Raw genomic sequence first — 12,508 nt, 5'->3', positions numbered from 1 at the left:
AACGCCGCCGACGGCTATGCCGCCCTTGCCCCGATTCCTCCCCTTACCAGCCCCACCCGACAACCCAACGGGCCCGCACCACCGATCGGCGGCACGGGCCCTGGCGCCCCCTCAGAACATCGAGGTCAGGATCGCGGTGGAGCGGGCAGCGCAGCAGTCCGCAGCATCGGCATGCTCCACTGCTGCTTCGCCTCGTCCTTGCAGTCCGACAGCTGGAGCCGTGCTCCTGCGGTCGGCCCGTCGGGCGGCAGGCTGAAGCAACGGCCGGAGACCGGGTGGTACAGCGCGTTGTTCGCGAGCGGGATCCACCGCTGCTCCGAGGTGCCGTAGCAGGTGCGGAACTCCAACTGCGTGCCGGCGGCCGTGCCGGCGTTCACCGGAGCGATGCACCCACCCTTGACACGGACGGTGCCGTCACTCCCGAGCGAGAGCTGCTGCGCATCGCTCTCGTTGCAGCTCACCAGCAGGATCGGGTTGCCGTCGGCGGTACCGGCGTTGACGTCGTCGACGCACAGGCCGGAGTCGACGCCCGAGCGGACGAGGCCGGTGACGCCCGGCGCGGCCGGAGCGACCGCGAACGGGTAGACGGCGGTGCTGCCGATGCTTCCGTCGAAGTTCGAGCTCGGCTTGGACTGGTACTTGTACTGCCCGAGCGTGAACGCTCCCGAGGACGGCGGGCTGGTGCTCGCCCGGTGGACCGCCGTGCCCGCGAGGACGCCGTCGACGTACAGCGCCATCATGCCGGTGTCCGCGTTGTAGGAGGCGGTCAGCCGGGTCCACACACCGGGACGGGTCCGGGCAGCGGCGTTCGTGGTGCGCGTGGAGTCGTACGACCAGTTGTCGTCGTCGGCGTACGCCAGGGCGAAGCCCCAGTTCTGGTCGGGACCGTCCGTGTACAGCATGAAGTTGCTGCCGTGTACGGTCTCCTGGCTGGCGATGACGCCGCTTCCTCCGGCCTTGGCCCAGGTGGAGACGGTGAAGCTCTTGCGGGTGTCGACCACGGGACCCGACATCGTGACGTGCGAGCCGGCGCCGGGACTGAAGGCACCCACGGTGGCCGGTCGACCGTCCACGGTGTCCCCGACCCAGCCGACGTTGGTGGCCCAGCCGTCGGTGCGCTTCTGGCCGTCCCGGACGGCGTTGGTGCCGTCGGGCGCGGCCAGCCAGCTGCCGGTGGGGTGGTTGAGGTTCCCGAGCACGACCGGGGACTTCTCCAGCCCGGTCACCGTCGGGCCGCCGTTGGGGTCGGCCGCCCTGGTGCCGATGCCGGCCCAGGCGATCAGCTGGTTGTCGGAATCCACGGCCCAGAGGTCCGGAACACCGTCCCCCGTGACGTCACCGTTGGAGCCGACCTTCGGGTAGAGCTTGGCGTCGATCCCGTCGGCCAACCTGCCGTCGGCGGGGTTGGCGAAGGCGGAGGCGTCGAAGGCGCCGCCAGGAGCCGGAGCCAACTGGTAGGCGTGGATGGAGCCGTCGATCTTCGAACGAGCCCACACCGTGGGGATGTTCGTTCCCTTGGCCGGGCCGGGGGTGATCAGGTCGTAGGAGGCCCAGTCCGGCTTGTCCTTCTGCTTGTTCGGATCCGACAGCAGGATGGTCGGCCCGTCGAGCATCCCTGAGCTCGTGGAGCGCGCGAGCCAGAGCCGGCCGTCTTCGACGAAGAGCAACGAAGAACGCGGTAGACGGGCCGCTGTGGTGCCCGGATCCTTGACGGTGTCGCCCGTGGGAGATCCGAACGCCGCTATCTGGGTCACCGCGGACCAGTCGCCGCCGTTCCCGTACGCCGAGCAGGTGATCGACGTCCCTCCAGGGAGTACACATGTACCCGACTTGGTCAGGGGCACGTTCGACTGACCGTCCAGGTGGCCGACGGTGTCGTCATTGCCGTAGAGGTACAGCTCGCCGGCGCCAGGCGCATGCGCGACCAGGTCGTCGACGTTGTGCTCGGTGAACGAGCCCCGGTGGGTGATCTGGACGGTGCTCCAGTCCTGGTTGCCGGCTGCTCCCGGTGCCGAGGCCGGCTTGGTGTTCGGGGCGGCGTACGGGTCGGCGTTCGCGCCGACCAGGCGCAGTGAGCCGGTGCCGTCCGGCAGCAGGATGTCGGCCTTCCGGTCGCTGTCGATGTCGCCCATGACCGGGTCGCCGGCCTCGGGGTTGCCGGGGACGAAGAAGGTGTACGCGACCGGCTGGGACATGTTGCCGGCGTTGTCCTGGGTCTGCAGGTAGAGGAAGTTGGTCCCCCAGTGCTTGGGCTGGTACTTCAGCTGGAAGCTGCCGTTGCCCTCCATCTTGACGATGCCGTTGTCGTTGCAGCTCCAGCCGGTGGCCGCGGCCTGGACCGGGTCGGTGGTCCAGCGGGCGCAGGCCAGCCCCGAGGAGCGGCCTCCGGTGGCCGGAGCCGGGTCGGTCCCGGTCAGGGTGAAGATTCCCTCCTCGCCGACCCGCTTGGGGTGCCCGCCGAGGCTGCCCGACTCGGGGAAGTCCGTCGAGGTGATGCGGGCGGTCGGCGGGGTCCGGTCGATGCGCAGGAAGCACATCGGGCTGTTGTCGCTGGTGAGAGTGCCATCGGTGGTGGCGGCGAACCAGCCGTACTCGTGTCCGTCGATCAGGGAACCGACGCTCGCGTTCTTGCGGCCCGAACTCGCCGTCCAGCCGGTCTCGTAGAGCTTGGAGGAGCCGTTGTCGTCGTTGTCCCAGATCTTGAACGAGGTCCAGAGCTGCTCGCCGGTCGGCGACCAGGTGTCGACGCTCAGGTTGATGTCGGTGTTGATCCCGACCCAGCCGGGGTTGTCCCAGGGGTTGGCGGTGCCGGGGGTCTGGCACTGGCTGTACGCCGCGTCACGGGCGATGCCCGGCGTCGGGCTGGTGGCCGGATCGCCGATGTGGGGTTTGAAGTCGTAGGTGACGACGACGTGCGGGTTGTTGGCGAACCGCTGGTGGTAGTACTTGTTGGTCTCGTCGTCGGGGGTGAACATGAACGTCCAGTTGCCCCAGTGCTCGCGCGCTGTCTGGGCCATCTGGCCGAGGACGTCGTACTCGATGCCGCCCGTCCCCTTGATCCAGTTCAGGCCGATCCTGGAACAGTCCCCGGGGTTGGGGCACGGCTGGCGGTTCCAGGTGGTCTCCCAACCGATCTGCTTCTCCGGTGCCGCACCGGTCGAGTAGAGGCCCATCGGTGTGGGGGTCGAGGGACTGGACGATTCCGCGATGGTGGCGTAGAGCTTGGCGCTCTGCACTTCCGAGTCCCAGAACGCCGGGTTCAGGCCGACCCTGAAGTAGGCGCGCTCCTTCCCTTGCTTCTGGCACTTGTTGACCGTGTCGATGTAGCCGCAGTAGCCGGCGCCCGGCGTGTCCTGGCCGTACTGGGTGCCGTTGTACTCCCGGGTGTCGGGGTAGGCCGACTGCACCTGTGCCCAGGCCTCGGTGCCGCCGTCGACACTGGGGTTCCAGCCCGGGTCGATGTACCACGGGCCGGTGCCCTGCCCGAGGAGCACGGCGTCCGGGACCAGCTCGATGCCGGTGCCGCTGACGGTGGCGGCGATCGGCGAGGTCCTCGCGTTGGGGCCGGGCGCCTTGCTGTCGGACCCGACCGGCGCCGGGGCACCGTCCGTGGCCGGAGCTGCGGCCTTGGGCTGCGCGGAAGAAGCGGTGGTGGCGGGCGTCGTGGTGGAGTCCCACATGACCGGTGCCGGGGCGCTGAAGCGGGCCTTGCCGGCGGCGTCCTCGGCCGTCAGGTTGCCGTTGGCGTCCGCCTTGACGGTCAGCCCGTCGGTGGCGGTGTCGAGGTGCAGCCTGCTGATCCTCGGGTCGGCCGCGGCCTGCGGGGTCCGGATGATCAGAACCTGGCGCCAGCCGCCCGCTGGTGTGGCGCTCAGCTCCAGGTCGACATCGGGCAGGACGGACCGGTAGAGCGCACTGCTGCCGGTGAGTTGGGGCTTCGGCAGGTCGAACTGGGCCTTGATCGACAGCTTCTTGCCGTCCGCCGTCGTCATGGTGGCCAGCGGGCCGCTTCCGCCACCGGAGAAGGTGAGAGCGGAGGGCACGGCGGTCGGAGCGAGCGTGCCGTCCGGGTTGGCCCGCAGCGTCGCGTCCACGCCTCGCCAGCTGCCGTCGGCGTTCTTGACCCGCTCCGCCACCGGCGAGGAGTCACTGGTCAGCGTGCCGTCCGGGTTGGCGGTGGTCTGGCTACTGCCGGTGGTCAGCGCGTCGACGACGACGGGCTTCCCGGTGCTCCTCGCCTTGGTCTGGGCGGTGCGGATCGCCTCGATCTGCGCGGACTTGGGGCTTGCCTGGCCCTTGTCCGGTGGCGGTGGTGGCGTCGGCCAGGAAGGGTCGGCAGGGCCGTGGTTGTGGTCGGCGGTCGCCGCCGCCGCAACACCGGGCGTCGCCAACAGGCCGGCGCCGAGGGTGAGGGCGGCGGTGCAGGCGACCGGCAGCAGAGCCGCGCGGAATGTCCGCATTCCCTTGTTCCGTCCGGGAATTGAAAGAGGAGGTGGTTGTGACCTCGACATGAAGACCCCGTCGTCAAAAGTGATGTGAGCAGAGATCGGTCGCACGCTGCCTTCACATCTCCCGCGCTGTCAAAGGACTTTGTCGACAAGGTGTCCGAGTTGTCGTGACTGGTGTCACATTGCTCTCTGCGTGACGATCGCCACACTGCGTGAACATGAAGTCGTCCTATCGCACATAGGTCGTATGCCCCTAAGGTGCCGGGGGTCCGGGCCGGCACGGTTGCTCGGTTCGAGCCTTGGTGATCTGTGGGGGAGTCAGTTGTCGCGCAAAGTCCGTGTGTTCACGCGTCCACGCAGTCTGAGAGTGTCCGTCGTGGCTGCCCTGGCCGTCTGCATGTCGGTGGTGACGGTCCCCTCGGTCGAGGCGGTCGCCCAGGCAGCCGCCCCGCCCAAGGTGTGGGTGCCACCGAACACGCCGGTGCCGGATGTCCGGCCGGTGAAGGGCACGAACGGCAAGGCTGCCGGTCACACACCTGACGCGGGCAAGAAGTGGTCACCACCGGCCGACAGCAGCCCACCGTCCGGCAGCGCCACCGCGGTGCTCGGAGGCGCGAACGGTCGGCCGGGCCAAGCGCCGGCGGCTTCCGAAGCCGCCCCGGCCCGCGGACCCGCACAGCCGGTCCAGGCCGGTTCCCTGCCGGTCTGGATCGCGCCCACCGCCGGCACCGAGCAGTCGGCCCTGAGCGCACCGGCAGCCGCTGCCACGGACTCCGCCCGGACGCTCAGGGTCGAACTGGCCGACCAGGGGCAGGCCAAGGCTGCCGGAGTGAACGGCGCCCTGGTCGCGCTCACCGACGCCGGTGGGGGCAGCCAGGCGGGCCGGATCCAAGTCAGCATCGACATCCAGGCCTGGGCGAAGAATGCCGGCGCGAACTGGGCGTCCCGGGCCCGGGTCGTCCAACTGCCGGGTTGCGCGCTGACGACCCCCGGCGACGCCGCCTGCAAGACACGCACCCCGGTGCCGTCCCACCGTGACGAGTCCACCGGCCGACTCGTGGCCGAGGTCGATGTCCCCCAGACCACCACCACGGGTGCCTCCAAGTCCTTCGCCGCGGGCGCCTTCGCGTCCCCCGGCTCCGCCCCGCCCACCGTGGCGCTCGCCGTCGAGGCCGACGCCAAGGGCAGCAGCGGTGACTTCACCGCCTCGCCGATCACCCCGTCCGCCTCCTGGCAGGCGGGCGCGAACGCGGGCAACTTCACCTACGGCTACACCGTCGAGCTGCCCTCCGCCCTGGCGGGGCCGGCTCCCGACGTCTCGCTCGGCTACGACTCCTCCAGTGTCGACGGCAAGACGGCCTCCACCAACGCCCAGCCGTCCTGGATCGGCGAGGGCTGGGAGTGGCACCCGGGCTCGATCGTCCGCGGCTACAAGAGCTGCAAGGACGCCGGCATCGACAAGTCGGGCGACCAGTGCTGGGGCGGCGACCTGCTGCAGCTCTCGCTCGCGGGCCACGCGGGCCAGCTGGTCAAGGACGACACGTCGTGCGACTGGCACCTCCAGGGCGAGGACGGCACCAAGGTCGAGCGGCTGACAGGCCAGAACAACGGGGCCTGGAACGGCGAAGCCTGGCGGATCACCACCGTCGAGGGCACCCAGTACTACTTCGGCGCCAACCACCTGCCCGGCGGCGACGGCACCGATCAGGCCGCCAACTCGGTATCCACCGTGCCGATCTACTGGCCGGGCGGCCAGGACCCGTGCCTCAAGACCGGTTCCCCGGCCACCGGCTCCTGGAACCAGATGGGCTGGCAGTGGTCGCTGGACTACGTCGTCGACCCGCACCAGAACCTGATCACCTACCGGTACGAGCAGGAGCAGAACTCCTACGTCCGGGGCGGCGGCCAGAACAACGGCAACGGCCCTCGGGCCCAGTACCAGCGCGCCAGCTACCCGACGTCCGTCGGGTACGGCCAGCGCCTGCCGGACCAGATCGCCGCCAAGGGCAGGGCCAACCCGGCCGCCCGGGTGTTGTTCCGTACTGTCGAGCGCTGCCTGCCGGACAACACCCTCTCCTGCGACCCGTCCCAGCGGACCAAGGCCAATGCCAAACGCTGGCCGGACACCCCGGTCGACCAGACCTGCGATCAGACCGGTGACTGCACCGTCTACTCGCCGACCTTCTGGACCACCAAGCGCCTGACGGCGATCGACACCGAGGTCTGGGACGGCGCCTCCTACCGCGCGGTCGACTCCTTCGCCCTCAGCCATTCCTTCCAGGACCCGGGCGACGGCACCTCGCCGTCCCTGTGGCTGGACTCGGTCCAGCGCACCGGCAGGAACAACCGCACGCCGGTCACCCTGCCGGCGGTGTCCTTCCAGCCGCTGCAGATCGCCAACCGCGTCAGGGGCCCGATCGTCCGACCGGACGGCACCTCGGCCTCGGTCGAGCCGTACAACCGCCCGCGCATCCAAAAAATCACCACCGAGACCGGTGGTCTGATCGATGTCGTCTACCGGCTCGCGGAGTGCTCGCGCGAGCCCGGCGGCCAGATGCCGGCCTCCGAGGACAGCAACACGATGGCCTGCATGCCGGTCAAGTGGTACCTGCCCGGGCAGAGTGCTCCGGACCCGGTCAACGACTGGTTCAACAAGGTCATCGTGCAGTCCGTCACCCAGGAGGACTCGGTCGCAGGCGGCCAGCCGGCGGTCGTCACCGACTACGAGTACCCCGGCGGCGCGGCCTGGCACCGCAACGACTCCGAGATGGCCGACCCCAAGACCCGCACCTGGGACCAGTTCCGCGGCTACGCGACGGTCATCACCCGCACCGGCAGCGGCAGCCCGGCCGAGAAGGCGCCGCGCACCCAGTCGATCGCGACCTTCCTGCGTGGCATGGACGGCGACGTCCTCGCGAACGGGACCACCCGCCAGGTGTCCGTGCGCGACGTCCACGGCGGCACCATCAAGGACGAGAACGCGCTGGCCGGTTTCATCCGGGACTCCGCCACCTACAACGGTGAGAACGGCGAAGTCCTCTCCACCGTCGTCTCCGACCCGTGGCTGGGCCCGGTCACGGCCACCCGCGCCCAGTCCGGCGGCATGCCCGCGATCACCGCCCGGGCCGTCAACGTCCAGAAGGTCACCAACCGCGACAAGCTGGCCAACGGCTGGCGCACCCGCGAGCGCTCCACCAGCTACGACTCGACTCCCTTCGCCCGGCCGCTGACGGTCTACGACAACGGGGACACCGCCCACCCCGAGCAACTGCTCTGCACCTCCTTCGAGTACGCCACCGGCCCCGGCGGCGCGCCGACGCAGCTGGCCTCGCGCACTCTGGTCCTCAAGGGCGCGTGCGGCCAGACCGCGACCAAGGACAACACGGTCGCCGACACCCGGGCCTACTTCGACGGCCTGGAGCTCGGCAAAGCCGGAACGACGGCCGAGCAGACCTCGACCGAGGTCCTGGAGCGCTACGACGAGGCGGGCAAGCCGGTCTACCGGACCACCGCCCGGGCGAGCTTCGACACCTACGGCCGTGTGATCAGCACCGTCGACCCGACCCGCACCGACGCCACCCACCCGACCGGCGCCGAGACCAAGACCGCCTACTCGCCTGCCACCGGCCAGCTGCCCACCCAGGTGACCCATACCAACCCCATGGGCTGGCAGACCGTCAGCACCCTCGACGTGGGGCGCGGCTCGGCGCTCAAGATCCAGGACGAGAACGGCCGGGTCAGCGAGCAGGAGTTCGACTCCCTCGGTCGCGCCGTGGCCGGGTGGAGCCCGGGCCACGAGCGGAGCAGGTTCCCCGACCGCCCGAACCGCAAGTTCTCCTACTCCGTGAACGGCGCCAACGCGCCCTCGCTCGTCCTGAGCCAGGCGCTGATGGGCGACCTGGCGACGTACACCTCCAGCTTCACCATCTACGACGGCCTCGGCCGAGTCCGCCAGACCCAGGCCAGCACGCCCTCGGGCGCCACCGGCCGCATGATCACCGACGCGCTGTTCGACTCGCACGGCTGGCAGATCAAGACCAGCGCCGCCTACTACAACGACCAGGCGCAGCCCAGCGGTCAGCTCTTCCTGCCCAACGGCGGAGTCGAGCCGGACGGCAAGATCCCTTCCCAGACCGTCCAGACGTACGACGGCATGGGGCGGGTCACCGACTCGGCCTTCCTGTCCTACGGCGTCGAACAGTGGCGGACCCACACCGACTTCGTCGGCGCCGACGAGGTCCGCACCACCCCGCCGGCCGGCGGCTACGCCTCCGCGACCATCACCGACGCCCGCGGCAACACCGTCGCCCTGCGCCAGTACAAGGGAAACACCCCGACCGGCGCGTACGACGAGACCACCTACGGCTACACACCGGACGGCAAGGAGTCCTGGCGCAAGGACGCGGCCGGCAACCTCTGGGCGTACGAGTACGACCTGCTGGGCCGGCCGGTGAAGTCCACCGACCCGGACGCGGGCACGGGCACGACGGCGTACGACGACAGCAAGAACCTCGTCACCGTCACGGACTCCCGCGGCAAGAGCGCCACCACCGTCACCGACCTGCTCGGCCGCACCGTCGCGGCCTACGAGGGCACGGCGGTCGATCCGACCAAGAAGGTCGCCGCCTGGACCTACGACACACTCGCCAACGGCAAGCCGACGTCCTCGACCCGGTACGTCGGCGGGGTGGATGACGACCACGCCTACAAGTCGGAGATCACCGGCTACGACATCGGCTACCGCGAACTCGGCTCCAAGACCACCATCCCGGCGTCCGAGGACAAGCTGCTCGCCGGCGTCTACCAGACCGACAACACCTACGACGCCGCCGGCCGCCTCGACACCACGACGATGCCGGCGGTGGCTGCGGCCAACTTGGGCCGCGAGAAGGTCAGCATCGCTACGGACACGGTCGGGCACCTCGTCGGACTGAGCAGTGTCCTAGGGAACGCCCCCTCCACCACCTACGTGGCCGACGTCCGGTACGACCCGTACGGCCGCCCGTACCGCACCACCCTGGGGGGTGCAGGTTCCCAGGTGGTCGCCACGCTGTCGATCGACGACGCCACTGGCCGGGTAATGCGCTCGACCCTGGACAAGTCGACCGCCCCGACCGCTCACGTCGACTCCGTCGACTACACCTACAACCCGCTCGGCCAGGTCACCTCGGCCCGCAACGCGCAGGACGGCCAGGTCGCCGACCTGCAGTGCTTCACCCACGACTACCTCGGCCGCCTCACCCAGGCCTGGACCGACACCGGCACCCAGACCACCAAGCCGCAGCCCAGCGTCCCCGGCGTCGGCGCCTGCGCCAACACCGACAGCCCGTCGGTGAGCGGCGGAAAGCCGAGCGTCGGCGGCCCGGCCCCGTACTGGCAGCAGTACGAGTACGACCTCATCGGCAACCGCACCAAGCTGGTCCAGAAGGACGTCAACGGCGACACGACCAAGGACGTCACCACCACCCAGACCTTCGGCACCGGCCCCAACACCCCGTCCACCGACCCGAAGACGGGCGGCGGCACGGGCGGCCCGCACGCACTGATGAAGTCCGCCCAGACCGGGCCGGCCGGTACCGCGGTGACCTCGTACACCTACGACGCCGCGGGCAACACCACCTCGATCACCGACACCCCGGGCACCAGGACACTGACCTGGAACGCCCAGGGCAAGCTCGACCAGATCACCGGCACCGGGCAGAGCGGCGCGACCGGCTACGTCTACGACGTGTCCGGCAACCAGCTGATCCGTCGTGACCCCGGCAAGACCACGCTCAACCTGGGCGCCGACCAGATCACCCTGGACACCACGAGCGGCACCAAGGCGGTCACCAACGTCCGCACCTACGCGGCGCCCAACGGTATGTCCATCACCCGCACCACCACCGCCGACGGCAATTCCACACTCGCCTACCAGGCCGCGGACCCGCACGGCACCAACGGCGTCCAGTTCGACGCCACGACACTCGCCCACGTCCGCCGCCCCACCGACCCCTTCGGCAACGAGCGCGGCACCCAGCCGGCTGCGGGCGTCTGGGCCGGCGACAAGGGCTTCGTCGGCGGGACCAAGGAGAAGTCAACCGGCTTCACCCTCCTCGGCGCCCGCGAATACGACCCCAAGACGGGCCGCTTCATCAGCCCCGACCCCATCACGGTCGCCGGTGACCCGCAGCAGTGGAACGCCTACGCGTACGCCAACAACAGCCCGATCAACAAGTCCGACGCCAACGGCCTGCGCCTCGACTGCGACCAGGCCTCCGAGTGCGCAGGCTGGCACACGGACTCCCACGGCGAAACGACCCAGGTCGTCGTCGTGGAGAAGCCCACGGCCGACGTGCAGAAGGCCCAGCAGGCCGTCGAAGAGGCCGACCACGTCGTCCGCGTGAACACGCGCAAGCGCGATGAACTCGTGCACAAGGTGGTCGACATCGTCGGCGATCTGATCGGCTTTAACGACGCGCGAGACTGCTTCACCAAGGGCGACGTACTGAGCTGCATCAACACAGCGCTGAACGTGGTGCCCTGGGGCAAGCTCGCCAAGGCCGTCAAGGCCGGCATCGAAGCCCTCAAGATCTACAAAGAGATCAACAAGATCTACACTGCCATCCGGAGCGGCGAACGCGCCGCAAAGGAAGCCGAAGCCGCCCTGGTCACCGTCAAGACGGCCGCAGGCGAAGCCCGAGCAGCCGAAAAGGCGGCAGCCAAGGCAGCAGAAGAAAAAGCAGCAAAAGAAACAGCAGCCGATGCAGCCGGTACAGAGTCCAAAGCAGCCAAGGCTGAGGCGGACGAACCCAGCCTCGCGAAGTGCAACAGCTTCCCCGCCGCGACCCTGGTTCTGATGGCCGACGGCAGTACCAAGCCCATCGGTGATGTTCGTGACGGCGACGTCGTCATGGCAACCGACCCGCAGACCGACGAAACCCGCCCCGAGACCGTCACCGCCACCATCACCACCCCCGACGACAAGGACTTCACCGACCTCACCCTCACCGACGACGCCAACCCCCGCGGCCCGCCCGCCTCCGACCAGGCGAAGATCACCTCCACCTACCACCACCCCTACTGGAGCGAGACCCGCCAGCAATGGGTAGACGCCGGCGAACTCACCCCCGGCGAACACCTCCGCCAGCCCGACGGCACCACCCGCACCATCCAGTCCATCCGCAACTACCCCTACGCCGTCACCACCCACAACCTCACCGTCGCCCAACTTCACACGTACTATGTGCTCGCCGGGGCGACGCCCGTCCTGGTTCACAATTGTGACGGCGAGGTTGACTGGGTGGCCGAGAACGCGTCTAAGTCCGGGCCTGCTCAGGCATATGAGGACGGTGTGACGGGCGCGAGGTCCCGAATCTCCACTCAAACTCGCGAAGCTCCCGCGCTCGACTATATTCATCCCTCTGGCCAGACGCGGCAGATCAGGTTTGATGGATTCGACGAAGTGAACGGCGTGCTGATTGACCGTAAGATGGCCGTCACAACGTTCAACAAGTCGTACAGGCAAGCCATGAACCAATCGCTGGCGCTTGAGCAGAACGGCTATACAGGCCGATGGGAAGTCCCAACCGAAGCTGAAGCCGCGAGGGCTCGGAAGCTTCTTGGAGGCCTCTTGATCACTAACATTCGAGTGAGGGTGGTGCCGTGATGAGCGTGAACAAGGTCCTGGCGCAGGCGTTCGTCAGCGTCGCAGTATCGATCGACTTGGCCGATGATGAGGAGATTGATCCCGATGTCGCCATGGGGATCCTCGAACCGGCAGCCGCCTTCTTTCGAGGCCTGACCGAAGAGGATCGACAGGAGGTTTCTTCCTTGATCCTGGAGTGCGCGGAACAGGAAGAGGATTCTGAGCGCAGGAGCGTTATTCTGGGACTTCCTGAAGCCATTGGAATTGTCGACTAGAGCCGATCTCGGCGGAATCATCTGGCCTTTAATTCGAACTTAGCGGCCACTACTTCCGCGTTCTGAGATTGTCTTTAATGCTCCTTGCCAAGAAATCATCTCAAGGCACGACGAAGCCCTCCCGCGCAGGCTCGCGGGGAGGGCTTCGTCGCGTCTTG

General features: G+C 68.8%; 3 protein-coding genes. 2 read left to right on the top strand and 1 reads right to left on the bottom strand.

Annotation, left to right across the window (positions count from 1 at the left end; genetic code table 11):
- Positions 1 to 125: 125 nt before the first annotated feature.
- Complete coding sequence (locus OP86_RS33795) at positions 126 to 4,460, bottom strand: ricin-type beta-trefoil lectin domain protein (RefSeq protein WP_030256751.1); 4,335 nt, start codon at positions 4,458 to 4,460, stop codon at positions 126 to 128.
- A gap of 364 nt (positions 4,461 to 4,824) precedes the next feature.
- On the opposite strand from OP86_RS33795, the gene OP86_RS22770 reads away from it, so the two are divergent.
- Entirely contained in the window at positions 4,825 to 12,096 is a 7,272-nt protein-coding gene (locus OP86_RS22770; RefSeq protein ID WP_051830438.1) for an RHS repeat-associated core domain-containing protein, read from the top strand.
- Positions 12,096 to 12,350 carry a hypothetical protein gene (locus OP86_RS22765; protein WP_030060316.1) on the top strand — a complete coding sequence of 85 codons (255 nt, stop codon included), beginning with the start codon at positions 12,096 to 12,098 and terminating at the stop codon, positions 12,348 to 12,350. The genes OP86_RS22770 and OP86_RS22765 overlap by 1 nt, the downstream gene beginning before the upstream one ends.
- The last annotated feature ends 158 nt before the right edge of the window (positions 12,351 to 12,508 follow it).

The organism is Streptomyces novaecaesareae (assembly GCF_000716875.1).
GTDB lineage: Bacteria > Actinomycetota > Actinomycetes > Streptomycetales > Streptomycetaceae > Kitasatospora > Kitasatospora novaecaesareae.
The sequence above is the reverse complement of the archived record's forward strand: the minus strand, read 5'-3'. Positions and strand labels throughout refer to the sequence as shown.

Coding starts and splice junctions, on each gene's coding strand:
- OP86_RS33795 (WP_030256751.1), bottom strand. CDS start 4,460: ATGCGGACATTCCGCGCGGCTCTGCTGCCGGTCGCCTGCACCGCCGCC.
- OP86_RS22765 (WP_030060316.1), top strand. CDS start 12,096: ATGAGCGTGAACAAGGTCCTGGCGCAGGCGTTCGTCAGCGTCGCAGTA.